Consider the following 24,531-nt stretch of genomic DNA (forward strand, 5'->3'; position numbering starts at 1 on the left):
GCAAGGGAGCTTACCTATGACTAAAACAAATGTAAATATTTTTATCATCTCTGATTCAGCAGGTGAAACGGCCTCAAAATTAGCCCAAGCCTCTGTATCACAATATGAAGACTTGGATATTACCTTTACTCATCAAACCTTCGTCAGTGAAAAGGAATCCTTATTACAAGCATTAGAAAAAGCTAAAGAACTAAATGCACTAATCATTCACACGTTAATTTCTAAAGAATTTATTGCAATTGCCAATGACTATTGCCAAGAAAATGGCCTATTCTGTATGGATTTATTATCGCCATTGGTTAACGAAATTTCAAATCGCACATCGATCGAACCAAAGCGGATTGCTGGTGCTGTTCACTCTTTAAACCAAGAATACTTTAACCGAATTACAGCCATGGAATTCGCCGTGAAATATGATGACGGAAAAGACCCTAAAGGTTTCTTAGACGCTGATATCGTCTTACTTGGTGTTTCTAGAACATCTAAAACACCCCTAAGTTTATTCCTAGCTAATAAAAATTTAAAAGTGGCTAACCTGCCACTAGTTCCCCAAGCTTCTATTCCAAAAGAGCTTTGGGAAATGGATCCCGCTAAAATCATTGGCTTAACAAACAATCCTGAAATCTTGAACAAAATTCGCCAAGAACGAATGAAAGCTTACGGGTTAAGTCCTGATACAGCTTACTCAAACATCGACAAGATTCAAGAAGAATTAGCTTACGCTCAAGACTTGTACGACAAACTAGGCTGTATCGTGATTAACGTCGCTGACCTTTCGATTGAGGAAACAGCCTCTATCGTCTTAGACGAACTAAATTTAAATTCACACTTTGGTGTGGGGTAATAAAAAAAAGCAGACCAGTTTGGTCTGCTTTTTTATTTTGAATGTTTGACATGGGTAAATGATTGCCCCAAAATATCAACAACATGATCGTCGGATAGAGAATAAAAAATCCCTTTACCTTCACGACGTGTTTTAACTAGATTAGCATCTCTTAATATTTTTAGTTGATGAGAAACGGCCGATTGTTCTAATCCGATTTCAGCAACGATACTTGATACATTTTTTTCTGACTCTGATAAAATCGTCAATATACGTAAGCGAGTTGGTTCACTAAGCGCTTTATAAAATTGACTGACTTTGGCAATCACTGCGGGTGTTGCATTTAACACAGGCATTGGTTCCACTCCTTTGTTCCTAATACCCATATTTTATGCTTTTTATTTTTAAAAGTCGAGAGGTTGCCCTCTCTTTAGAACAATTCTAAATACTGCTCGCGCTCCCATTCAGAAACTTGTTGACGGAAAGAATGCCACTCAATTCCTTTAGCTTCCATAAAACTTGCATAGATATGTGAACCCAGCGCTTCTTTCATCACCTGATCTTCGCGTAAAGCTTTCATGGCGTTGTGTAATGTTGATGGTAAATCAGTAATATTTGCCGCTGCTCGTTCCTCTGCATCCATCACATAGATATTACGGTTCACTTCAGCTGGTGGTTGAATTTTATTGTTTATCCCATCAAGACCTGCCGCTAATAAAACCGCCATCGTTAAATACGGATTAGCTGCTGGATCAACTGACCTTAATTCTAAACGAGTCGAAACTCCTCTCGATGCCGGAACTCTAACTAGCGGTGATCTATTTTGACCACTCCACGCTACATAAACTGGTGCTTCGAATCCAGGAACTAAGCGTTTATACGAATTAACCGTTGGATTACATATCGCTGTGTAAGCACGGGCATGTTCTAACAAGCCACCTAAGAAATGATAAGCAGTTTGACTCAATTCTTGTTCTCCTTTGGGATCAAAGAAGGCATTTCCTTGTTCCGTGAAAAGGGACATATTGCAGTGCATCCCAGAACCAGCAATTCCATGCAAAGGTTTCGGCATAAAAGTCGCATGTAAGCCATGTTTGCGTGCCACCGTTTTAACAACCAGCTTAAAGGTTTGAATTTGATCGCAAGCTTCAATCACATCTGCGTATTTAAAGTCGATTTCATGTTGACCAGGAGCACATTCATGATGTGAAGCTTCAATCTCAAACCCTAGTTTCTCTAATTCTAAAACAATATCACGACGACAATCTTCCCCTAAATCTTGTGGTGAGAAGTCAAAATATCCGCCGTTGTCATTCAAATCTAAGGTTGGCTTACCTAATTCATCTAGTTTGAACAAGAAGAATTCTGGTTCTGGTCCAAGGTTGAATTCTGTAAAACCTAGCTCTTTCATTTGCGACACAACACGTTTTAAGTTTCCACGAGGATCCCCTAAAAAAGGTTGCCCGTTCGGCATATAGATATCACAGATCAAGCGAGCTACTCGCCCACCACCTGTGTCCCAAGGAAAAACTAGCCACGTCTTCAAGTCTGGATATAAATACATATCGCTTTCTTCAATTCTGACAAAGCCATCAATTGATGAGCCATCAAACATCATTTTATTATCTAGTACCTTATCAAGTTGGCTGACAGGAACCTCAACATTTTTAATTGTGCCCATGACATCAGTAAACATCAAACGTAAAAAACGAACATTTTCACGTTCCACCATTTCTTTTATTTCAGCAATTCTTTTTGTCGTATCAGTCATAAATCAAACTCCCTTACCTTAAAGTTTTTTATTACTTTGCATGCCACTCTGAATGATAAATTCTTCTTGAAACAACTCCCGAACTTGCCTATCCGATAAGTCATTTTCACTCCAGTGAATGACTTTTTTTGTTTCGACTTTTTTCTCAAAACGTTTTTTCAAACTATCAATCGTATCTCCAGAAGCTATCGCTTCATGAATATCCAATATAAGGTCCACATGATTTAAAGAATACATTCGATGATTGCCTTCAGAACGTTCTGCTCGAAAAAAACCTTGTTCTTCATAATATCTAATCTGTCGAGCCGATAAATCTGTCAATTTCATGACTGTACCAATCGGGAAAACTGCTCGCGATTTCAGCATTTCTTTTGTCTGCATGATGGTTATCCCCCTTATTAATTTATAATATACCAATTGAAATAAAGCGGTCAACAAATGATGTTAGATAATCTGACATCAAAATAAAAAAGCCCTAACAGTGTTAGGACTTTCTTTTACCACTCTGATTCTTCTTTAGGTAACCAACGAGAATTTTCTGGCGCAAAACCAGCTACTCGATAAACTTCTTGTTCTTCATCAAACTCTTGATTAATGACTAAAGTATCCGTTGTTAACTTGGTTAACTTATACCCTTGGTCCACAGCTAATTCAAACTCATAGGGTATGAACAGCTCCATCAAACGCTGACGAATACCCGCCTCAATCACTTGGCGATCTTCCGGTCGTTTAGCTGATACTTGAATATGCGGGAATAAAGTTGGGGTGAAATCTGCTTGTTCGACTTGATCCATCTTATTATAGACTGTTAAGACTGGCACATCATCCATCTCTAACTCATCCATCAATTTCAAGACGGTCTGTTCCTGTAAATCACGATCAGCAGAACTAGCATCTACTACATGTAGCAGTAAGTCCATATTGCGACTTTCTTCCAACGTCGATTGAAACGCTTCGATTAATTGGGTTGGCAAGTCTTGGATAAAACCAACCGTATCCGTTAGTGTTACTTCAAACCCTTCTGCTAATTGCCATTGTTTTGTTAAAGGATCTAACGTCGCAAACAACTGATCTTGAGAATAGGCTTCTGCATTTGTTAAACGATTTAGCAAGGTTGACTTACCAGCATTCGTATAACCAATTAAGCCAATTTGGAAGATGCCAGTTGATTGTCTTTTTTGGCGGTTACGCTCACGACTGGCAGCAACTTCTTTTAACTCTGTCTTAATATTAGTGATTTTATTACGGATATGACGACGATCCGTTTCTAATTTCGTCTCACCTGGTCCACGCGTCCCAATCCCACCACCAAGACGAGATAAGGCTGCACCTTGACCTGTTAAACGAGGTAACAAGTAATTCAATTGAGCTAATTCCACTTGCAATTTACCCGCTTTAGACTGCGCACGCATGGCAAAGATATCTAGAATTAATTGTACGCGATCAATCACTTTAACTTGGCAAGCTTCACTTAACAACTGACTTTGGCGCGGTGTTAGTTCTTGATTAAAGACAACTAAATCAGCTTCATAAGCATCAATCAACTGAACCAACTCTTCTAACTTACCTTTACCGACAATCGTCTTACGGTCAACAGCCGGTCGCTTCTGGATAACTTCATGCACTACCACACCTTGGGCTGTTTCAATTAAATTAGCCGCTTCACGGAGAGACTCTTCAAAATAACGATAGTTATCTGCGGTTTCTACGCCGACAACTACCACTCGTTCTTTTTCTTTAAACATGACACCCCTCCTTTAGTTAGTTAACCACGTTGCCACATCATTCGATAAATCTACCATTGTTTCTGGACTTTGCGTTAAATCCCACCACTCACAGGTCATGCGATTTCTAAACCACGTTAACTGACGCTTAGCATAACGACGAGATTGTTGTTTGGCAAACTCCGTCGCTTCCTCCAAGGTTTGTTCCCCTTCAAAATACGGGAAGAACTCTTTATAACCAATCCCCTGAGCTGCTTGACTAGGACCAAAATCATAAACTTGTTGAGCCTCTGCTAACAAGCCGTTAGTTAACATACTCTCAATCCGGTTATTAATCCGGTCATACAACGCCTGACGGTCAGATTCTAAAGCAATTAGCTTTACGTCATAGCAGGACTCTGACAAATCTTTGAAGTCTACTTTAGGTTGAGCTGTCATACTGATCCCTGTTTGCTCAATCACTTCAATCGCACGAATCACACGGCGGACATTATTAGGATGAATCAAATCAGCTGCGGCTTGATCTTGACTACGTAGGCGTTCCCACAATTGCATGGTACCGTATGTTTCAGCATACTCTTCTAGCTCATCACGCAAGGCTTGGTTGGTAACATCACCTTCAGCGCTCCCTAGTTCAAAATCGAATAATAAGGCTTGAATGTAAAGCCCCGTACCACCTACTACTATTGGTAACTTTCCACGAGCTGTTATCTCGGTAATCAAGCCACGGGCCGTTTCTTTAAAGTCAGCAACAGAATAGCTATCTCCCAACTCACAAATATCTAGTAGATGATGAGGGACACCTTGCTGTTCTTCTGTTGTCGCTTTAGCTGTCCCCACATCTAAACCACGATAAATTTGCAGCGAGTCGCCACTAATAATTTCCCCATTATACTGTTTTGCTAGTTCCACACTTAAAGCTGTTTTGCCAACAGCCGTTGGTCCTACAATGACACATACTTTTTCTTTACTTGGCATATTTATTCCTATCTCTCTTGGTAACTTTTTAATAGCAATTTTGCTTGTTCCGGATAATCTGTATGAATAGCTGCAAGTCCTAACTCAAAAGCTAATAACATATCTCCCACTTGATTCACCGTCCAAGGTCTTAATGGTAAAGGATACGTTACTGCTTGCTCTGGATTTTCTTGAATCCACGTGATTTTAGGATGGACGCCACTAATAAATGGTACGTGTTTCACCATCTCAATCTCACTTTGTTTCGCATACATAATATGGCAGATTTCTCTCGTTGGATCTAATTCAGCTAAATTTTCTAATGTTGAAAAGTTGAAGCTTGAATAAGCCACCTGGAAAGACCACTCTTGCTGATTTAAACATTCAATCACTTTAGCTTCAATTCCAGGATACTCTTTTTCGTCTGTTTTGACTTCAATATTTAAGATGCCAGTAAAGCCCTCTTCTTGCAAACAAGTTAAAACTTCAACAAATGTGGGAATCCGTTCGCCAGAAAACTCCGGCTTGAACCATGAACCTGCATCTAATTGTTTGATTTCTGATAAAGTAAAATCTGTTATTTCACCAGTTCCATCAGTCGTCCGGTCAACGTCATTATCGTGAATCACCACTAACTCTTGATCTTTGGTTAATTGGACATCTAATTCAACCCCGTCAGCCCCTACACGTACTGCTTCACGGAAAGCTGGTAAAGTATTCTCTGGATGTGTCCCTTTACTGCCACGATGAGCAAAAATTTTAGTCATAGTCTCAACCTCCACTTCTTATATAGTTTAGCATTTTCTCAATGAAAGATACACTTATCTGTTATTCTTTTGACTGGCTTTTTCAGCCTTTTTGATAGATAATATAGTTAGAACCAATCAGAAAGAGGTGTGTTTTATGAAAAAATTCGTATCAGGTATCCTTACAGGAACTGCCTTGACTATCGGAACTGCCGCTGGCGCATTATTTGCAGTTAAGAAAAAAGTCATCGAACCAGTTGAAGAAAAAGAAGCTGAAATTGAAGAAAACCGTCGTAAAGCAATGCGCAAAAGTCGCGCACGTTAATTTTTAAAAAAAGGAACTGCATCTGCAGTTCCTTTTTTATTTTAATAAACTTTTCTCTCTAAAACTCAAATAGCCTTGACTGCTAACAATAAAATGATCTAGCAACTCGATTCCCATTAACTCCCCACAACTTTTCAAGCGAGCCGTAAATGCTAAATCATTTTTGGACGGTGTTAAGTTTCCCGATGGATGATTGTGAGCTAAGACGATTTTGGCCGCTGAACACTTGACTGCTAGATTAAAGATTTCTCTTGGATGGGCTACCGACTCCGTTAAACTCCCTATAAATACAACTTCTTTTTTAATCATTTCATGATGATTATTTAAGTAAACAACCATTAAGTGCTCCTGTTGAAAGTCTTTCAATTCAGCGCAAATCATTTGTCCCAAATTTTCACTAGACACGACTTCTCCTAATTTAATTTGACTGGCGCTTTCTAAGCGTTTACCTAATTCTTGAGCCGCTTTAATTTCAATTGCTTTAACTAAGCCAATCCCTTTAATTTGTTGTAGTTCTTCTAAACTTGCCGACTTGAACTCATACAATGTTTCAAATTCTTTTAGCACGGTTTGGGAAACCGTTAAAACATCACTATTTTGATAGCCTGTTCTTAGGACAATTGCTAATAATTCATAATCAGCTAAAGCTGACGGCCCTGAATTTTCTAATCGTTCTCTCGGTCCAATCAATGCCATCTCTTTCTTCATAAAAAAACTCCTCTCACCAGCTTATCAATAAGCTACGATTAAAGGAGTTTTTTAAATTATTTTTCTAAGTAAGCTGGCACATCATGCAACGAGTCTAAAATCGCTAAAGTCATCTCTTCTAAAGCGGGTGTTGGCTCAATTAAATCTGGAACCATAATCACATCAACACCTGCACCATGAGAGGCTTTAATCCCATTGGCAGAGTCTTCGAACATTAAACACTCCGATGGATCCACAGCTAAAACCTTAGCTGCTTTCAAAACAATTTCAGGGGCAGGTTTGGCATTTTTTACATCTTCGGCTGATACAATATCAACAAAGTACTCGCCTATATTTTTAGACGCTACCAAGACATCAATATAACGACGGAAATTACTAGAGGCAATCACACAAGGAATATTGTTTTCTTTAAAATAAGCTAACAATTCTAAAACACCTGGTTTCAACGGAACACTACCTGCACTAAAAAGCTCTTCTACTTTAACGTAACTTTCTTCAATGAAGCCTTTGACATTTTTTTCACCTGCATCAGCAAAATCACGATACAATGCTGGGTGAAACTCTTTGTCTGATTGACCAACATATTGTAAGTAATACTCTTTCGTATAGTTCGTCAAACCGTATTTAGGTGCTACTGCTTTTTGTGCTTGATAATAAACTAACTCCGTATCAAACAACAAACCATCCATATCAAAAATAATGCCTTTATATGCTTTTGCCATCTCATCGTCCTCCTAAAATAAACGCTCTAACTTGGGAAATAAAATACAGCGATCCGGTAATCAAAATACAGTCATCTTGAGGTATTTCTTTCAACAAACTACTTAACTGTTTTTGCCAATCATCCCAACTTTCAAATTCAACAGTTAAATTCATAGCTGTATAATCCGACACCTTTAGAGCCGTTGGATAATCAAAGCTCGTAATATATAACTGGCTGTTAGGAATGGTTGCCAACTCTGATAACATCCCACTGGCTTCTTTTGTTTTTAACGCTGCGAAAATCACGTGTGTTTTCTTACCTTTTAATAAGTCGCGACAATTTTCAACTAGCACATTGATTGCCGGCTCATTATGAGCCCCATCAATAATCATGAGCGGATCAGAAGTTAGTTGTTCCATTCGCCCTGACCAACTGACAGTTTCCAACGCTGTCCGAATCTGCTCAGTGCTAACTTCAAGTTTTAATAGTTCTGAAACTTGTATAAACGTTTCTAAGGCAACAGCCGTATTATCAACTTGATGTTGACCAATCAACGGTACAGGGACTTCAGTTAAACACTGTTTCCGATTTTCAAAAGTGAAGCGTTCACCCTGCAAGCCTAAGCTTCGAACATCCTGAATATTGAAATCCTCAGCTAATACACTTAACTGACATCCTTCTGTTTCAGCTTTCTGCTTAACAACTGCTAAAGTATCCTCTGATAAGCGACCAACGACAGCTGGTTTCCTAGGTTTAATAATCCCAGCTTTTTGTGCTGCGATTTCAGAAATAGTTTGACCAAGAATATCTTGGTGATCTAAACCAACTGTTGTGATAACTGAAATTAACGGGGCGACTACGTTAGTACAATCTAACGTCCCCCCTAAACCAACTTCAACAATCGCAATATCAACTTGTTGTTCCACAAAGTAATCAAACATCATGGCGGTAATCACTTCAAACTCAATCATGCCTGCGGTTGCTTTCTCGTTATCTAACTCAACAATCAACGGTTTGAACTTTTCTACTAAAGCAATTAAGTCCTCATCAGGAATTGGTTGCTGATTAATGGAAATGCGTTCATTAAAAACCGTAATAAAGGGCGAAGTGAATGTCCCGACTTTTAAGCCTTGGGCTTCTAAAAGCACGCGTAAGTTAGCCACCACTGACCCTTTACCGTTTGTCCCAGCAACATGAATCACCTTCAGTTTACGGTGGGGATTAGCTAGTTTTTCTAACAAGATTTCAATTCTTGTTAGACCAGGCCGCTGACCTTGCGGACGTCGACTGTGAATCCAATCAATCGCTTCCTGTATCTCCATCTAACCCCTCCTAACTGTTATTTTTTAAGTGTCGCAATCCGTTCTTTAACTGCCGCTTGTTTTTCTAAGTAATCTTTTTCTTTTTCACGTTCACCTGCTACAACTGCTTCTGGAGCGCCTGCAACAAAACGTTCATTTGATAATTTACCTTGAACCATCTTCACTTCTTTAGTCCATTTTTCTAATTCTTTTTCAAGACGAGCAATTTCTTCATCAATGTTGATTAAGTCTGCTAATGGTAAGTAAATTTCTGCGCCTGTGATGACAGCACTCATGGCTAATTCAGGGGCTTCAATACTTGGTGAAATTTCTAACTCTTCTGGGTTACAGAAACGTTCGATGTAGTTTGTATTCTCTTTCAAGAAACCTTCTGCATCTTCGTCAGTTGTTTTAATTAATAAGGTAATTTGTTTTGATAATGGTGTATTCACTTCTGAACGAATATTACGAACTGAACGAATTAACTCTTTAAGAATTTCCATTCCTTCAGCTGCTTTTGTATCAGATAAGTCAGCGTTGACTGTTGGGTAATCTGCAATCACAATCGACTCACCTTGATGTGGAATTTTTTCCCAAATGGCTTCTGTTACGAATGGCATAATTGGGTGTAATAAACGCGTGATGTTATCTAAAACATAAACTAAAATACTACGAGTCATTTGTTTTTGCGTTTCATCTTCGCCGTAAAGAACTTCTTTACTCATTTCAATATACCAGTCACAGAAATCATCCCAGATGAAGTTGTATAAATGACGACCTGCCTCACCAAATTCAAACTTCTCGAATTGGGTATTTACACGTTCAATCGTTTCATTTAAACGCGTTAAAATCCAACGGTCAGCCACTGTTTTGTGTCCTTCTAAGTTGATATCTTCATAAGTGAAATCTTCTGTATTCATTAAGACGAAACGGCTAGCATTCCAAATTTTGTTAATGAAGTTCCAAGAAGCATCCATCTTATCGTAGCTGAAACGCATATCTTGACCTGGTGTTGATCCTGTTGATAAGAACCAACGCAAGGCATCGGCACCATATTTTTCAATCACATCCATCGGATCAATTCCGTTACCTAGTGATTTACTCATCTTACGACCATCTTCAGCACGAATTAAGCCGTGGATTAAAACATTTTCAAATGGTGCTTTGTCAGTAAATTCTAAACTTTGGAAAATCATGCGACTTACCCAGAAGAAGATAATGTCATAACCTGTTACTAATGTTGAGTTAGGGAAATAACGTTTATAATCTGGATTTTCTTCATCTGGCCAGCCCATTCCTGAGAATGGGAATAAAGCAGAACTGAACCATGTATCAAGGACGTCTTCATCTTGATTCCAGTTTTCAATATCAGCAGGTGCTTCTTCACCCACGTACATTTCACCCGTTTCTTTGTGATACCATGCTGGAATACGGTGGCCCCACCATAATTGACGAGAGATACACCAGTCATGAACATTTTCCATCCAAGTTGAGAATGTATTTTCAAAACGCGGCGGGAAGAATTCAACTTTGTCATCTGTCTCTTGGTTATCCATTGCTTTTTTAGCCAGTGGTTCCATTTTAACAAACCATTGTGTCGAAAGACGTGGTTCAACAACCACACCACTACGTTCTGAATGTCCCACACTGTGAGTCATTTTTTCAATCTTAACTAAACGACCTGCGGCATCTAAATCAGCAATGATTGCTTTACGGGCTTCAAAACGATCCATACCTTCATACTTGCCGCCTAATTCATTGATAGAACCATCTTCATCCATCACGTTAACACGTGGTAAGTCATGACGGTTACCGACCTCAAAGTCATTCGGATCGTGGGCTGGTGTGATTTTTACAACTCCAGTTCCAAAATCCATCTCAACATAGTCATCTGCAACAACAGGAATTTCTTTATTTAATAAAGGTAAGATAACATTTTTTCCAATTAAGTGTTGGTAACGTTCATCATCAGGGTGAACAGCAACAGCTGTATCCCCTAACATTGTTTCAGGACGAGTTGTGGCAATCTCAACACTGTCACCACTGCCATCAGCAATCAGATAGCTCATGTGGTAGAAAGCACCTTCCACATCTTTATGAATCACTTCAATATCTGATAAAGCTGTTTTCGCTTTTGGATCCCAGTTGATGATAAATTCACCACGGTAAATCAAGTCTTTTTCATAAAGTTTAACAAAGACTTTCTTAACCGCATCTGACAGTCCGTCATCCAACGTGAAACGCTCACGGTCGTAGTCGACAGAAATACCGACTTTGCCCCATTGCTCACGGATATGTCCAGCGTATTCTTCTTTCCATTCCCATGTTTTATCTAAGAATTTTTCACGGCCCAAGTCATAACGAGAAATACCTTCTTCAGCTAATTTTCCTTCTACTTTTGCTTGCGTTGCAATCCCAGCATGGTCCATCCCTGGCAACCATAATGTGTCATACCCTTGCATACGTTTGTGACGAATAATAATATCTTGCAGTGTTGTATCCCAAGCGTGACCTAAGTGTAATTTACCTGTTACGTTTGGTGGTGGAATGACGATTGAATATGGTTCTGCATTGGGATCTTCACTTGGTTTAAAACGTCCTTCTGCTACCCATTTAGCATAACGTCCTGCTTCAACGGCATTGGGTTCATATTTTGGTGCTAAGTTTTTATCTTCTGACATACTACCCCTTCTTTCTGTCTTGTTTATTTAATAGTCTGATGACAATGATCATAAAAAAAAGCCCTAAAACACACCTGTGTTTTAGGGCGAATTAACGCGGTACCACCTAAATTATAGACTAAGTCTATTTCTCTAAGTGAGTTAACGATCACGAATCGGAATGACTTACTTTTAGTTCAGTCACTCGACGATTAAGCTACCTTCACTTCTTTAGAAATAAAAATCTTTCAGCCGGGGATTTTTTCTCTAGCATTTCTGACAGAAGTTACTCCTCTTAATCATTGTCTTGTGTATTATTTTACACGGAAGACACTGATTCGTCAATCTGGATAATCTTAGATTAAGCTGTTCACAATATCTAACGCCGCACGGTAATTTGGTTCTTCTGAAACTTCCTCTGAGACTTTCACATAAGCAACTTGACCATTAGTATCCAATACAATTAGCGCTCGTGTATCAAAGTCTTTTTCAGCTAAATACAAGCCATAAGCTTTACCAAATTCACGATCTTCATCTCGTAACATGGTCATTGTGACACCTTCTGAAGCACACCAATTAGCTTGCGTTTCTTTAGAATCCGTCGAAACTGTCACCAAGTTTACCTCAGGCATATTGCCAGCTTCTTGATTAAAACGTTTTGTTTGCAACTGACAGATGCGCGTTTCAATTGCTGGTACCACACTAATAATCGTTGGCTTCCCTTGGAAATCAGCTAAAGTTTTAACTGTGTCCTCTAAATCTTGCATCTTGAAATCAGGAGCTTGGGCTCCTACTGAAACAGGTTGACCTGGCAAAGTAAACTCTTCACCTTTAATTGAAATTTTCATCATAACGCCCTCCTTTTCTTATCTTAATTATAGAACTAAGGAATCCGATTGACTATTAATCTGCTTACTACTGATTACTAAAATTAAATTGGTGATTCGAACTAAAATTCTCATCAAAGTATATTAAGGTTTGTAGTTCCGTCGTTAAATCTATGTATTGAACTTTAACATTATCTGGCACTGTCACACGTCCTGGAGCAAAGTTTAAGATGGCGGTAATGCCTGCCTCTACCATGTGATTAACAGCATCTTGTGAATATTTGCTTGGCACTGTCGAGATAGCGGTAGTGATTCCCTTAGCTTTAATCACTTTGCTAAAATCTTTAACACTTTGAACTTCAATTCCATTAACCATCGTGCCAATGATTTCTGGGTTATTATCAAATATAGCTTCTATTTGTAAATTGTCATTACGACGGAAATTATTTTTCGCTAATGCTTTCCCTAAATCTCCAGCTCCCACAACTGCTAGCGGTTTCTTAACCTGAGTATTTAAAATGTGGCCAAACACTTCGATCAGATAAGATACATCATAACCATAGCCACTTCTGCCTAACTCCCCAAAATGAGAAAAATCTCGGCGAATGGTTGCTGATGGGATTTGAATCAGCTGACTAAATTCTTGAGATTTAATTCTTTCAACATTGGATTCTGCTAATGTTCTTAAGTATCGGTAATACAAAGGTATACGTTTTGCTGTGGCGTTTGGGATTTTTAATTCTGCTTCTACTGCCATCTTCTCACTCCTTTGTTAAACTTTTCACATTACAAGTGTACCATTCTTGTGAAACATTAGCAATCACTCTTCACAAACAAAAAAAGACCGAGCTAAGCTCAGTCTTTTATAGTAAATCATCAAATTCATCTTGATCACCAGCTAAATAGCGTTGACCAGATTGTATTTCAGTAATTTTAATACCTGCAACAGCACGTGCAACTAATCCTTCAACATCCATCCGTTCTTCCATAGCAATTGCACGATCCAAACGTGGTTTTGTTTTGGGCTTTGGCGGCGCAAAGATTGTGCAACAATCTTCAAATGGTTGAATAGCTAAATCAAACGTATCAATTTTTTCAGCTACTTCAATAATTTCATTTTTATCCATCGCAACGACGGGTCGAATAATCGGTGTTGTTGTCACATCATTAATGGCAATCATGCTATGCAATGTTTGTGAGGCAACTTGCCCTAAAGATTCACCATTAAAGATGGCTAAACCTTTGCGTTGTTTCATAATTTCATCTGTAATACGCAGCATGAACCGACGCGTAATGGTCATCAAATAACCTTCATCAACAGACTTTTTAATTTCTTCTTGAATCTCAGTAAACGGCACTTCAATAAACTGAATACTTCCGACATAAGGTACTAGTTTTACGGTTAGATCTTTAGCTTTATCTAAAGCTTGTTGACTTGTATAAGGTGGACTATGGAAATGAACGGCTTCAATTTCAACCCCACGCTTCATCGCTAAGTAGCCTGCAACGGGTGAGTCAATCCCACCAGATAACATCAACATCCCACGACCACTAGAACCAACAGGTAAACCACCTGCTCCTTTGATTGTCTCACATGATAAGTAAGCACCATCCATACGAATTTCCACACGCATGGTAATATCAGGATTTTTCATCTTCACATCAATTTCAGGAATAGCCTGAATCACGTGATAACCAACTTCACGGTTCAATTCATTGGTATCTAATTCAAAATCATGATCGGCACGACGAGCATTCACTTTGAAACTCATCCCCGGTTGGTAGTGTTCTTTCACCATCTCTACCGCTGTTTGATAAATCGTATCCAAATCTTTCTCCACACGAATCGCTGGTGAAAAGTTTTGGATCCCGAAGATTGGTTTTAAGGCATTTAAAACACCTGCGCTATCTGCACCATTTAATAATAAATGCATCCGGTCACGTTCACCATGAACTTTAACTTCAGGAAAAGCATGCAGCGCTTTTTTAACGTTTGTTGCTAAAATACGAATAAAAATACGTTTGTTTTTTCCTTTTGTTGATAGCTCACCATAACGGACCATTACTTCTGTATAGTTCATCTATTTCATCCTAACTAGTTATTAATTTTTGAAAATTTTTCTTGTAATTGATTAAAGGCCACCATGAACTGCTCTGCTTCCACCATTGTTGTATCCGCATTGATACTTAAACGAACAGCTGTAATTGCTTTGGCTTCAGGCACCGCCATAGCAGATAAGGTACTGCCAGACACTTTACTCTTACTTGAGCAAGCGCTGGTTGTAGAAATAATAATATCTTTCGTTTCAAAAGCGTGAACTAATACTTCACCTTTAATATCTTTCAAGCCAAAACAAACAATATGCGGTGCATAGTCCTCATTCGCTTCAGAGAACAAGGTTACTTTGGGGTATTTTTTCAACGAGTCAATTAGATAGTCTTTGATATTTTGTTCTCGTTTATTCTTTAACTCCTGGTCTGTTAAATGCAGACGAACAGCACGCGCCATGGCAACAATCCCCGGAACATTTTCCGTCCCACTACGTTGTTGACTTTCTTGACCACCACCGTTTAATAGCGGTTCAATTCGACGCCCTTTTTTCCAATAAATAAAACCAGTTCCTTTTGGTCCATGGAATTTATGAGCTGAGAAAGTCACAAAATCCACTCGCTTTGTCAAGAAACGACTTGTTGGGATTTTACCTAATCCTTGAACAGCATCGACATGAAAATGAGTTGTTGGATGCTCCTTCAATAAATCACCAATTTCTCGAATCGGTTGAACAGCCCCTACCTCATTGTTGACTGCCATAACTGATACTAAAATTGTATCTGGTCGTAATAATTCTTTTACTTTATCTACACGAACTTGACCACGTTCATCAACTGGTGCCACACTGACTTCAAATCCTAAATCAGTTAACTGCAGCGCTGCGGCTGACACAGCACTGTGTTCCACAGCAGAAATAATAATGTGTTTACCAAAGTCAGCCTTAGCTAAGGCTGTTCCCTTGATAATCCAGTTATTTCCTTCTGTTCCTCCACTAGTGAAAAAAATCTCACTTGGATCAACTGCCAACATTTCGGCAATCTGTTTACGTGACTCATTTAACAAGCGACTGGCTTGGTTTCCTAAGCGATGTAAACTTGATGGGTTGCCAAGTATCCGTTGACTTGTTTTTACATACGTATCTAAAACTGCAGGATGAACCGCAGTTGTGGCACTATTGTCAAAATAGATCATTTTATCCACCTCTATTTATATTCTCTCTAGGCTGATTAAAGCACTACTTATTATAGTCTTTATCTGTCTTAATATCAATGCGACACATTTAAAACAAAAAGAAAAAGGAGAGCCTTTTAGCCCTCCTTATGTTTTAAAATTGTGTGTTATTTCCTTTAGTACTGAAGTATGCTGCTTCAATACGTTTGAAAGCACCTGGCTCAACTTGTTCTAAAGCAACGCCAATCTCATCCAAGGCATCGTTGTAGCGGTGCTCTTCAGTGAATAGTTCATAGCTTTTAGTCACAGCTTCTGCCATGTCTTCATCCGTCATACGGTAACGGTTTGAATATTGTAACATTTGTTCAGTTAGCGCTGCGCTATCAATTAATTCTTCTGTTTTATCATCTAACATTTGGATGTCTTCTTCACAGAATGAAACCAATTGATTGATGCGATCCATATCGATACGCATTTTGTTTAATTCATGACTTAATTCTTCAATTCTATCTGTTGCCACATAGAAGAAGTCTAAGTAATCTTTCGGCAAACCTGGTAAACGTTGTTTATCCACTTTACGTTTGATGGCACGCATATCAAATTCAAATGTATCGATTTTACTTTGAGCCATTTTTTCACCTTCACGCATCTCAGTCACCGATTCGTTAATAGCGATTTGATTGTTTTCCACTTCATCTAAAGCTTCTAAATGGTTTTTAATTTCAAACTCAGCATCACTGTAAACAACAGTATTTTTGTTGATTTTTTCTTCTGTTTCTTTAAATGCTTTAGCGATGTTATCAACTTGTTTTTCGAACTCTTCAGCACGACCTTGTTCATTGTTATTTAACGCATATGATTGAGATACATGGTCTAATTCAATCTTTAATTGTTTGTTGTTTTTACTAATGTGTTCAATGTACTCATTTGTTGTTTTAACATTTTTATCAACAAATTGTTTTGATTCAATCTCTTGCTCCATGATGTTGTATAACCCATCAATTTGTTCAGCGATTGCTTCATTTTCAGATTTAACTAATTCTAAATCCATTTCTTTTAAATTATTAACGTTCTTACCAATTTTTTGGTTAACTTCTTTAATTTGTTCTTCAATCTTAACTTCTGGGAATTGATATTTTTGTTTAACTAATGTTTCATGACCACTAACGATTTCTTTCATTTGAATTGGAAACTCTTGATCCAACTCTTCAAAGTAACCTGGGATGACTGTCATTTTTTCTTCTAAAGCTTTAGCTTGTTCTTCAGCCTCTGCTAAAACTAAACCAGCTTCCATTGGATCACCAGACGTATTTAAAGCTACAAATGATTTGAATTGGTTATCGATGCTATCAATTTCTTTTTTCAAACTTTCGATAGCTGGTCCAAATTTCGCTTCTTCTTCAGTGATTTGTGTTTTAACTTCTTCATATTTATCTAATGCTTCTTGTACTGCTACTGAGTTTTCGGCTTCACGGTCACGTAAATATTTCAAACCAACACGGATATCCGCTACTTTTGATTCCATCGAATCCATTGTTTCTTCTGCATCAACAATCGCTTTCTTCACGCCACCAAATTTAAATGTTTGGTTTAAGTTTTCTGCATCGAAGATTTTTGTTTCTAATTCGGCAAATGAGGCCGTTGATAAATCTGACCATTTTTCTTGCCATTCACGGAATGTATTTTGGCTTTGACCAACTAGATGCATTTGCTTCACTTCATCCACTTCTTCATTTACAGGCAATTCAAATAATGACATTTTACGTTCTTCTAATTCTTTTAATCGCCCTTCATTTTTTCGTCTCACAATAAACGCTGCAAGATAAGCTACTGCCGCAATTAGAATAATCGCTAGAAATATCCATAAGATTGTATTTGATTTCATTTTTGTTTCCTCCATCGCTTTTTTAAACTCAGTTTCAGCAAGCTTTTAATTATTAATTTTAGTATATCATATTGTTTATTTTCTATCATAAAAAGAACATACTCAGACTTAATAAATTATACACATAATGTCTAAAAAATGCTAGCTTCAACCCGAAAAAATTAGAAATTGAACAGTTCTATTCAAACCTTTTTTAATCTCCTATAAAAAAACTTTTAATTGCCTTTACTACCTTGGGATAAATTCATCATTTTCTCAATGAATTCTTATTTATAAAATACTGTATGTAATCGTTTTTTTTGTTATAATCAGACTAATGATTTATGACAATAAATAACAAGAAAGTTGGGATGACATGAAACGTATTTTAGTCTTGCACACAGGCGGAACAATTGCCATGGCAGAAGATAGCCAAACTGGTGAAGTGTCGACTGAGCAAAGCAATCCATTATTAAATTTCTCAAACATGAATGATACAGAAACCGAATTAATCGTTGAGGACTTTTTATATGTCCCTTCTCCACATATTACACCAGAGCACATGCTTGCTCTAAAAGAACGCGTTGCAAAAGCCGCTACTGAAAACTTTGCTGGCGTTGTGATTACTCACGGAACAGACACATTAGAAGAAACAGCTTATTTCTTAGATATTACCGTTGGCGACCTATTACCAATCGTTGTCACTGGCGCGATGCGCTCAAGTAACGAAATCGGAACGGATGGACTTTATAATTTCTTAACAGCAATTCGTGTTGCTTGTGATGACCAATCACAAGGTAAAGGTGTCTTAGTTGTCATGAACGATGAAATTCATACAGCACGTTACGTGACTAAAACTCACACAACAAACGTCGCTACATTCAGAACACCGACTTTTGGTCCTGTTGGATTAGTCACAAAACACAAAGTTTCATTCTATCAACAACTATTAACTAGCCATACACTTGATATTGCAAATGTATCTGCTCGTATCCCAATTGTTAAAGCATACGCTGGTATGGATTCTGAAATCCTAGACTTACTTGCTGATAGTCAAATTGATGGTCTGGTCATCGAAGCACTTGGCGCTGGTAACCTACCACCAAAAACCGTGCCTGCTATTGAAGCAATGATTGCTAAAAATATTCCTGTCATCTTAGTCTCACGTTGTTTCAACGGTGTTGCTGAAGGGGTTTACGGTTACGAAGGTGGCGGTATCCAATTAGAGAAAAAAGGTGTTATTTTCTGTAACGGATTAAACAGCCAAAAAGCGCGTATTAAATTACTAGTTGCGCTAAATGCCAACCTAACTAAAGCCGAATTTAATGACTTTATGATTGAAAAAGTTTAAAACAAAAAAGCCCTTCGATAGAAGGGCTTTTTTATTTTATTAATTTTAGTCGACCACCACAAGGACAGCCATAACGCCAAAGGTTAATTTTACGTTGGCGAGGAAATGCCTTGCCACATGTTTTACATTGATATAGATATTTAGGCGCACGCTTTTTCTTTTCAACTAACGGCGGCACAAAACGAGTCCCACCTGTTGCTTTTAAGAGTTCTTTAAAATCACGATCACGATGCTGATAGCCTTTCCCTTCAATGTGAAGGTGATAATGGCACAACTCATGTTTTATGACCTTAATTAACTCCTCTTCTCCATAAACTTCAACCACTTTAGGATTGAAGTCTAAATCGTGACTGCCAAGGTGATAGCGCCCACCAGTCGTTTGTAACCGACGATTATAGGTCGCATGATGTTTAAACGGTTTGCTAAAAAATTCAAGCGAGACTGCTTCAACCATTGATTGCAGCGTTTCCTGTTTTAATAATTGTTCCGTTGTCATTACTCAGTTGGTCCTAACATATTTAAAGCGATACGACCTTTTTGCAAATCAACTGACTCCACCCAAACTGTTACCACATCGCCAACAGCAACAATGTCCGTTGGGTGTTTAACGAATTTATTACTTAATTTAGAAATGTGAACCATGCCATCTTGTTTGACACCAATATCAACAAAGGCACCGAAGTCTACCACGTTACGAACGGTTCCTTCTAACTCCATACCAGGTTTTAAATCTTCCATACTTAATACATCTTTACGTAATAATGGCGCTGCCATTTCATCACGCAAGTCACGTCCCGGTTGAATTAAGCCGGCAACGATATCTTTCAAGGTTTCTTCCCCAACAGATAGCTCTGTTGCTAATTGTGTCACATTTAAACGCTCTAACGATTCTTTAGCTTCCGGTGTTCCTAAATCTTTATTAGTTACCCCTGCTTTAGCTAAAACTTCTTTAGCTGTAGCATAACTTTCTGGGTGAATTCCTGTATTATCTAAAATATTTTTAGCTGCTGGAATACGTAAGAAGCCAATCGCTTGCTCATAAGCTTTAGGTCCTAAGCGAGGTACTTTTTTCAATTGAGCACGACTTGCAAAGGCTCCATTTTCTTCACGGAACTTCACAATATTAGTCGCAGTTGTTTTATTCAATCCTGAAATATGTTGTAACAACTGTGGACTTGCTGTATTAACGGTTACACCGACTTGGTTTACCGCTGTTTCAACAACAAAGTCTAATTGTTCTCCTAGCATTTTTTGTGACACATCGTGTTGATACTGACCAACGCCTACTGCTTGAGGATCAATCTTCACAAGCTCAGCTAAGGGATCTTGTAAACGACGAGCGATACTAATAGCACTACGTTCTTCAACTTGTAAATCAGGAAATTCTGTACGAGCCACATCACTGGCTGAATAAACCGATGCTCCCGCTTCATTTACAATCACATAGAAAACTTCACGAGGTAATTGTTTTAATTGTTCTGCTACAAATAATTCTGATTCGCGGCTTGCGGTACCATTTCCAATAGCAACCATTTCCACTTGATACTTTTCAACTAACTCATTGAAGAGTTTACCAGCTGCAGCTCGCTTATCATTGCTCGCCGGTTTATGTGGGTAGATTACTTGAATCGCTAATACTTTACCCGTTTCATCAACCACCGCCATTTTACAACCAGTACGGTAAGCTGGGTCAAATCCTAAAACGACTTTGCCTTTTAACGGTGATTGTAATAATAAGTTATGCAAGTTTTGACCAAAAATACCAATGGCTTGCTCATCTGCTTTTTCCGTTAATTCATTACGAATCTCACGAGTAATCGCTGGACCAATGAAACGTTTATAAGCATCTTCATAAGCTGCTTGCACAAAGGGTGCTGCAGGTGATTGCTGTTTGTCACCAATGATTGCTCGATTTAAATAGTTAAAAATTTGAGCTTCATCACAAACTAGATCAACTTTAAGGATCCCCTCTTTTTCGCCACGATTTGTTGCCAAAATACGGTGAGCGACAATTTTACTAATAGCCTCTGAATAGTCATAGTACATTTCAAAAACGCCTTTTTCATCTTTCTCAGCATCTTTGACTTTACTTACGACCTCGCCATTTTTATATAGGAAATCACGGGTCCAAGTTCTGAATGTTGGTTCATCCCCAACTGTTTCAGCCAAAATTTCATGTGCTCCGGCTAAGACATCTTCTTCTGTTAAGACTTCTTTTTCCTCATCGATGTATTTAACTGCTTCAGCAGAGACATCACCTGTTACTGGTAATTCTTTTAACCACAAAGCAAACGGTTCTAACCCTTTTTCTTTGGCCATTGTCGCTTTTGTGCGGCGTTTTTGTTTGAAGGGACGATATAAATCTTCCACTTGTTGCATCTTAGCAGCCTTCATAATTTTATTTGTTAACTCATCTGTCAATAGCCCTTGTTCTTCAATGTTACGAATCACGTCTTCTTTACGTTTTTCTAAGTTTTGAATATAAGTATAACGTTCAGATATATCGCGGATTTGGACTTCATCCAAACTCCCTGTCATTTCTTTACGGTAACGAGCGATAAAAGGCACGGTATTACCCTCTTCTAATAACGTCAAAACAGTTTTGATTTGTTTGACACCAATACCACTCAATTCTTTTGTTAACATTGCTAAAATTTCTTGATTTAATTCGACTGCCATATTTAAAACCCCTTTGTCTATCTTAATAATCTCATCTTCTATTATACAGCATCCACGGATTAGAAACTAATCAAATCAACATGACTAAACAAAAAGAACAATCCGAAGATTGTTCTTAACTAAAAATAACTAAACCGATTAAACTGATAGCAAAAAAGATAACGCTAAAAATAAACATTCTAAATGTCCGATGACCATTCGCCCATAAATAAATGGTTGCAATCAAACTAATCATCATCACAAATGCACTTATCCACGTTAACATTAAAAATAACACTTGAAACATATCGTACCCCCTAAATGATAATATATAAGCATTTACTAAATCATGTTACTATCCGCCAACTGTATGTTAATTCTTTGTCCTTCTTAATTTAATTTTCTATATTGTCATAAAGTAATTCTAAAGATTCATCAATCATTTCAACAGTAGTGCTTTCATCACTTAAAGGATACTTCTTCTCCTCTTGAGACTCTTCACTTAATTCACTTTCAGTTTCTATCAGTTCTTCACTTTCAGTTTCTATCAGTTCTTCACTTTCAGTTTCTGTGATTGCTTGAGTCTTCTGTAAAATGGCAAAGGCATTTTTCCCTACCCAGCCAATCACTTGACCCTCTACACTTATTTCATACGAGATACCGTCAGATGCTTGAGCTTGTCTTGTTACTAGGCAATCTTTACCTGCCAACCCTAAACTTGAAACAGTACCCAAATAACTATAATTTTCATAATATTTCGGTGCGGTAGACACTCCAAAATTACTTCCTGTTAATCTCATTTCTTTGTTCACTGACTCATAAGAAGGATGTTCTATTTCTTTAAATGCTCCCTTACCAACCCAACCAATTACTTCATCGTTTAGACTAATTTCATATGAAATTCCATCTGATGCCGTTGCTTGTCGTGTTACCAAGTAGTCCTTACTTGCTAGTGTTTTTATATTACCTGTTTTTTGATAGCCTTTATAATATTTCGGTTTGCTGTAGATTGCATACCCTTTACTACTATCTAACCACATTTTTTTGTTAATTGTTTTATAGTTTTCTGGTTCTAGATTTTCAAAAGCATTTTTCCCTGCCCAGCCAATCACTTGGCCCTCTACACTTATTTCATACGAGATACCGTCAGATGCTTGTGCTTGTCTTGTTACTAGGCAATCTTTACCTGCCAAACCTAAACTTGAAACAGTACCCAAATAACTATAATTTTCATAATACTTTGGTGCGGTAGACACTCCAAAATTACTTCCTGTTAATCTCATTTCTTTGTTTACTGACTCATAAGAAGGATGTTCTATTTCTTTAAATGCTCCCTTACCAACCCAACCAATTACTTCATCGTTTAGACTAATTTCATATGAAATTCCATCTGATGCCGTTGCTTGTCGTGTTACCAAGTAATCCTTACTTGCTAGTGTTTTTATATTGCCTGTTTTTTGATAACCTTTATAATATTTCGGTTTGCTGTAGATTGCATACCCTTTACTACTATCTAACCACATTTTTTTGTTAATTGTTTTATAATTTTCTGGTTCTAGATTTTCAAAAGCATTTTTTCCTACCCAACCGATTACTTTATCATCAGTTTCTTTTAATTCATATGATACCCCATCTTTCGATGTCGCTTCTCTTGTGATTGTGAAGTCTTGCCCTTCATATGCTTTCGCATTGCTTAGATACTTGTATCCTTTGTAATACTTGGGCACGTTGTATACTGCAAAACTCCCATTCAATAGTCGGACATCTTGATCCACCGTTTTATATTTTGGTTTACTCAATTGTTCAAAGGCATTTTTCCCTACCCAGCCAACACCAGGAATTTCATATGATACTCCATCTTTCGATGTTGCTTCTCTTGTGATTGTAAAGTCTTGCCCTTCATATGCTTTCGCATTGCTTAGATACTTGTATCCTTTGTAATACTTGGGCACGTTGTATACTGCAAAACTCCCATTCAATAGTCGGACATCTTGATCCACCGTTTTATATTTTGGTTTACTCAATTGTTCAAAGGCATTTTTCCCTACCCAGCCAATACCAGGAATTTCATATGATACCCCATCTGGAGCGATAGATTCTTTTTTTATTGTAAAATCTTTCCCTACGTATTGCTTTGTCTTACCAAGATATTTTGCACCTTCAAATCCTTTAGGTGCACTATAGACAGAATAACCTCCTTCAATTAATCTAACATCTTCATCTATTTCAAAGTAGGTAAACTGCTTATCGAACCTGTTTAACTGATATTGTTCAATTAGTTTGTTTAATTTCTGAGCATAGTTAGGATCCGTCGCATAGCGTCCTTGTAAGTGCTTAGTTGCATTGCTATATTTTTTAGCAACAGACTTCCATGCTCCTTTATACCTGTTTTTATCCCAAGATACTCCCTTTTTTAGCTTATCGACATTATCTTGCAATGAATATTTTATATCTGGGTATTTCCTGAAGCTAGCATAAACATCAACTAACTCTCCTTTTTCATTCGCTTCTTTAGTCCAAACAAAAACCTTATCCCAAAGGTCTCCTTTATTCCACTTAATACCAAATAAATTATTGTTTGGCTCAGAACCCAATACACTCGTTCCAAAATTACTCTCTAATGCTGCTTGCGCTATCATAACAGATGCAAATAAGTCATTTTCAGCAGCTTTTTTTTGAGCAACTTCACCTATAGCACTAATAAAACGTTGTCTTTCTACTTGTCTATTTTCATTAGTACTTATAGCTTTTGTTTCTGACTTTGAAAAAGCCTTTAACTCATATCCAAACAACATAATAAATAAAAGTATTAATAAATATTTTTTATTCTTTTTTACTAACATATGATACCCCACTTTTAAAAAAGCAAGCTTGCAGTTTGCAAGCTTGC

22 protein-coding genes and 1 other annotated feature are annotated in these 24,531 nt (G+C 37.8%); of the genes, 3 read left to right on the forward strand and 19 right to left on the reverse strand.

Annotated elements, in window-relative coordinates:
- The first annotated feature begins 16 nt into the window (after positions 1-16).
- Complete coding sequence (locus tag G7081_RS07350) at positions 17-844, forward strand: pyruvate, water dikinase regulatory protein (RefSeq protein WP_166008288.1); 828 nt, start codon at positions 17-19, stop codon at positions 842-844.
- Positions 845-876: 32 nt separating this feature from the next.
- Here G7081_RS07350 and G7081_RS07355 read toward each other — a convergent pair whose 3' ends face one another.
- From G7081_RS07355 to G7081_RS07380, 6 genes are all read right to left on the reverse strand, one after another.
- Positions 877-1,179, reverse strand: a complete 303-nt coding sequence (locus G7081_RS07355) for an ArsR/SmtB family transcription factor (protein WP_166008289.1) — start codon at positions 1,177-1,179, stop codon at positions 877-879.
- A gap of 74 nt (positions 1,180-1,253) precedes the next feature.
- Positions 1,254-2,594 (reverse strand): type I glutamate--ammonia ligase, encoded by a 1,341-nt coding sequence (glnA, locus tag G7081_RS07360; protein ID WP_166008290.1) that lies wholly within the window; start codon positions 2,592-2,594, stop codon positions 1,254-1,256.
- Between the two features lie 18 nt (positions 2,595-2,612).
- Positions 2,613-2,975, reverse strand: coding sequence for a MerR family transcriptional regulator (locus tag G7081_RS07365; RefSeq protein WP_166008291.1), 363 nt, complete (start codon positions 2,973-2,975; stop codon positions 2,613-2,615).
- A gap of 116 nt (positions 2,976-3,091) precedes the next feature.
- Entirely contained in the window at positions 3,092-4,339 is a 1,248-nt protein-coding gene (hflX, locus tag G7081_RS07370) for a GTPase HflX (protein ID WP_166008292.1), read from the reverse strand.
- A 12-nt stretch (positions 4,340-4,351) separates the two neighbouring features.
- Positions 4,352-5,296: a tRNA (adenosine(37)-N6)-dimethylallyltransferase MiaA gene (miaA, locus tag G7081_RS07375; protein ID WP_166008293.1), complete on the reverse strand. Its 945-nt coding sequence runs from the start codon at positions 5,294-5,296 to the stop codon at positions 4,352-4,354.
- A gap of 8 nt (positions 5,297-5,304) precedes the next feature.
- On the reverse strand, positions 5,305-6,042 hold the full coding sequence (locus G7081_RS07380; protein WP_166008294.1) for a glycerophosphodiester phosphodiesterase: 738 nt from the start codon (positions 6,040-6,042) through the stop codon (positions 5,305-5,307).
- A 136-nt stretch (positions 6,043-6,178) separates the two neighbouring features.
- On the opposite strand from G7081_RS07380, the gene G7081_RS07385 reads away from it, so the two are divergent.
- Positions 6,179-6,346, forward strand: coding sequence for a DUF3042 family protein (locus tag G7081_RS07385; protein WP_166008295.1), 168 nt, complete (start codon positions 6,179-6,181; stop codon positions 6,344-6,346).
- 36 nt (positions 6,347-6,382) lie between these two features.
- Here the strand turns inward: G7081_RS07385 and radC are convergent, their stop codons facing one another.
- The 9 genes from radC to G7081_RS07430 all read right to left on the reverse strand — a co-directional run bounded on the left by radC (position 6,383) and on the right by G7081_RS07430 (position 17,653).
- The gene (radC, locus tag G7081_RS07390; protein WP_166008296.1) at positions 6,383-7,054 is read right to left on the reverse strand and encodes a RadC family protein; all 672 of its coding nucleotides are present in this window, start codon (positions 7,052-7,054) and stop codon (positions 6,383-6,385) included.
- A 56-nt stretch (positions 7,055-7,110) separates the two neighbouring features.
- Positions 7,111-7,776, reverse strand: coding sequence for an HAD family hydrolase (locus G7081_RS07395; protein WP_166008297.1), 666 nt, complete (start codon positions 7,774-7,776; stop codon positions 7,111-7,113).
- A gap of 1 nt (position 7,777) precedes the next feature.
- Positions 7,778-9,079: a bifunctional folylpolyglutamate synthase/dihydrofolate synthase gene (locus tag G7081_RS07400; protein ID WP_166008298.1), complete on the reverse strand. Its 1,302-nt coding sequence runs from the start codon at positions 9,077-9,079 to the stop codon at positions 7,778-7,780.
- A gap of 17 nt (positions 9,080-9,096) precedes the next feature.
- Positions 9,097-11,739 (reverse strand): valine--tRNA ligase, encoded by a 2,643-nt coding sequence (locus G7081_RS07405; protein ID WP_166008299.1) that lies wholly within the window; start codon positions 11,737-11,739, stop codon positions 9,097-9,099.
- 79 nt (positions 11,740-11,818) lie between these two features.
- Positions 11,819-12,030, reverse strand: a binding site (T-box leader).
- Positions 12,031-12,074: 44 nt separating this feature from the next.
- Positions 12,075-12,569 carry a thiol peroxidase gene (gene tpx / locus G7081_RS07410; RefSeq protein ID WP_238786636.1) on the reverse strand — a complete coding sequence of 165 codons (495 nt, stop codon included), beginning with the start codon at positions 12,567-12,569 and terminating at the stop codon, positions 12,075-12,077.
- A gap of 64 nt (positions 12,570-12,633) precedes the next feature.
- Positions 12,634-13,302, reverse strand: a complete 669-nt coding sequence (locus tag G7081_RS07415) for a redox-sensing transcriptional repressor Rex (RefSeq protein WP_166008301.1) — start codon at positions 13,300-13,302, stop codon at positions 12,634-12,636.
- A 106-nt stretch (positions 13,303-13,408) separates the two neighbouring features.
- A complete protein-coding gene (thiI, locus tag G7081_RS07420) occupies positions 13,409-14,626 on the reverse strand; it encodes a tRNA uracil 4-sulfurtransferase ThiI (RefSeq protein ID WP_166008302.1) in 1,218 nt (405 codons plus the stop codon).
- A gap of 14 nt (positions 14,627-14,640) precedes the next feature.
- A complete protein-coding gene (locus G7081_RS07425) occupies positions 14,641-15,789 on the reverse strand; it encodes a cysteine desulfurase family protein (protein ID WP_166008303.1) in 1,149 nt (382 codons plus the stop codon).
- Between the two features lie 133 nt (positions 15,790-15,922).
- A complete protein-coding gene (locus tag G7081_RS07430) occupies positions 15,923-17,653 on the reverse strand; it encodes a septation ring formation regulator EzrA (RefSeq protein WP_166008304.1) in 1,731 nt (576 codons plus the stop codon).
- 355 nt (positions 17,654-18,008) lie between these two features.
- Between G7081_RS07430 and G7081_RS07435 the strand changes: the two genes are divergently transcribed.
- Entirely contained in the window at positions 18,009-18,983 is a 975-nt protein-coding gene (locus G7081_RS07435) for an asparaginase (protein ID WP_166008305.1), read from the forward strand.
- A 31-nt stretch (positions 18,984-19,014) separates the two neighbouring features.
- Here the strand turns inward: G7081_RS07435 and G7081_RS07440 are convergent, their stop codons facing one another.
- The 4 genes from G7081_RS07440 to G7081_RS07455 form a co-directional block, all read right to left on the reverse strand.
- Entirely contained in the window at positions 19,015-19,479 is a 465-nt protein-coding gene (locus G7081_RS07440) for a SprT family protein (protein ID WP_166008306.1), read from the reverse strand.
- Positions 19,479-21,662 carry a Tex family protein gene (locus G7081_RS07445; RefSeq protein WP_166008307.1) on the reverse strand — a complete coding sequence of 728 codons (2,184 nt, stop codon included), beginning with the start codon at positions 21,660-21,662 and terminating at the stop codon, positions 19,479-19,481. Before G7081_RS07445 ends, G7081_RS07440 begins: the two co-directional genes overlap by 1 nt.
- 115 nt (positions 21,663-21,777) lie before the next feature.
- Positions 21,778-21,948: a hypothetical protein gene (locus G7081_RS07450; RefSeq protein ID WP_166008308.1), complete on the reverse strand. Its 171-nt coding sequence runs from the start codon at positions 21,946-21,948 to the stop codon at positions 21,778-21,780.
- An 88-nt stretch (positions 21,949-22,036) separates the two neighbouring features.
- Positions 22,037-24,484: a GW dipeptide domain-containing protein gene (locus tag G7081_RS07455; RefSeq protein ID WP_166008309.1), complete on the reverse strand. Its 2,448-nt coding sequence runs from the start codon at positions 24,482-24,484 to the stop codon at positions 22,037-22,039.
- Positions 24,485-24,531: the final 47 nt, after the last annotated feature.

The sequence above is a fragment of the Vagococcus coleopterorum genome (assembly GCF_011303955.1).
In the GTDB taxonomy this organism is placed as follows: domain Bacteria; phylum Bacillota; class Bacilli; order Lactobacillales; family Vagococcaceae; genus Vagococcus_D; species Vagococcus_D coleopterorum.

What these genes read in the sequence shown, in the direction of transcription:
- G7081_RS07350 (WP_166008288.1), top strand. Translation starts at nt 17, where the DNA reads ATGACTAAAACAAATGTAAATATTTTTATCATCTCTGATTCAGCAGGT.
- G7081_RS07355 (WP_166008289.1), bottom strand. Translation starts at nt 1,179, where the DNA reads ATGCCTGTGTTAAATGCAACACCCGCAGTGATTGCCAAAGTCAGTCAA.
- glnA (WP_166008290.1), bottom strand. Translation starts at nt 2,594, where the DNA reads ATGACTGATACGACAAAAAGAATTGCTGAAATAAAAGAAATGGTGGAA.
- G7081_RS07365 (WP_166008291.1), bottom strand. Translation starts at nt 2,975, where the DNA reads ATGCAGACAAAAGAAATGCTGAAATCGCGAGCAGTTTTCCCGATTGGT.
- hflX (WP_166008292.1), bottom strand. Translation starts at nt 4,339, where the DNA reads ATGTTTAAAGAAAAAGAACGAGTGGTAGTTGTCGGCGTAGAAACCGCA.
- miaA (WP_166008293.1), bottom strand. Translation starts at nt 5,296, where the DNA reads ATGCCAAGTAAAGAAAAAGTATGTGTCATTGTAGGACCAACGGCTGTT.
- G7081_RS07380 (WP_166008294.1), bottom strand. Translation starts at nt 6,042, where the DNA reads ATGACTAAAATTTTTGCTCATCGTGGCAGTAAAGGGACACATCCAGAG.
- G7081_RS07385 (WP_166008295.1), top strand. Translation starts at nt 6,179, where the DNA reads ATGAAAAAATTCGTATCAGGTATCCTTACAGGAACTGCCTTGACTATC.
- radC (WP_166008296.1), bottom strand. Translation starts at nt 7,054, where the DNA reads ATGAAGAAAGAGATGGCATTGATTGGACCGAGAGAACGATTAGAAAAT.
- G7081_RS07395 (WP_166008297.1), bottom strand. Translation starts at nt 7,776, where the DNA reads ATGGCAAAAGCATATAAAGGCATTATTTTTGATATGGATGGTTTGTTG.
- G7081_RS07400 (WP_166008298.1), bottom strand. Translation starts at nt 9,079, where the DNA reads ATGGAGATACAGGAAGCGATTGATTGGATTCACAGTCGACGTCCGCAA.
- G7081_RS07405 (WP_166008299.1), bottom strand. Translation starts at nt 11,739, where the DNA reads ATGTCAGAAGATAAAAACTTAGCACCAAAATATGAACCCAATGCCGTT.
- tpx (WP_238786636.1), bottom strand. Translation starts at nt 12,569, where the DNA reads ATGATGAAAATTTCAATTAAAGGTGAAGAGTTTACTTTGCCAGGTCAA.
- G7081_RS07415 (WP_166008301.1), bottom strand. Translation starts at nt 13,302, where the DNA reads ATGGCAGTAGAAGCAGAATTAAAAATCCCAAACGCCACAGCAAAACGT.
- thiI (WP_166008302.1), bottom strand. Translation starts at nt 14,626, where the DNA reads ATGAACTATACAGAAGTAATGGTCCGTTATGGTGAGCTATCAACAAAA.
- G7081_RS07425 (WP_166008303.1), bottom strand. Translation starts at nt 15,789, where the DNA reads ATGATCTATTTTGACAATAGTGCCACAACTGCGGTTCATCCTGCAGTT.
- G7081_RS07430 (WP_166008304.1), bottom strand. Translation starts at nt 17,653, where the DNA reads ATGAAATCAAATACAATCTTATGGATATTTCTAGCGATTATTCTAATT.
- G7081_RS07435 (WP_166008305.1), top strand. Translation starts at nt 18,009, where the DNA reads ATGAAACGTATTTTAGTCTTGCACACAGGCGGAACAATTGCCATGGCA.
- G7081_RS07440 (WP_166008306.1), bottom strand. Translation starts at nt 19,479, where the DNA reads ATGACAACGGAACAATTATTAAAACAGGAAACGCTGCAATCAATGGTT.
- G7081_RS07445 (WP_166008307.1), bottom strand. Translation starts at nt 21,662, where the DNA reads ATGGCAGTCGAATTAAATCAAGAAATTTTAGCAATGTTAACAAAAGAA.
- G7081_RS07450 (WP_166008308.1), bottom strand. Translation starts at nt 21,948, where the DNA reads ATGTTTCAAGTGTTATTTTTAATGTTAACGTGGATAAGTGCATTTGTG.
- G7081_RS07455 (WP_166008309.1), bottom strand. Translation starts at nt 24,484, where the DNA reads ATGTTAGTAAAAAAGAATAAAAAATATTTATTAATACTTTTATTTATT.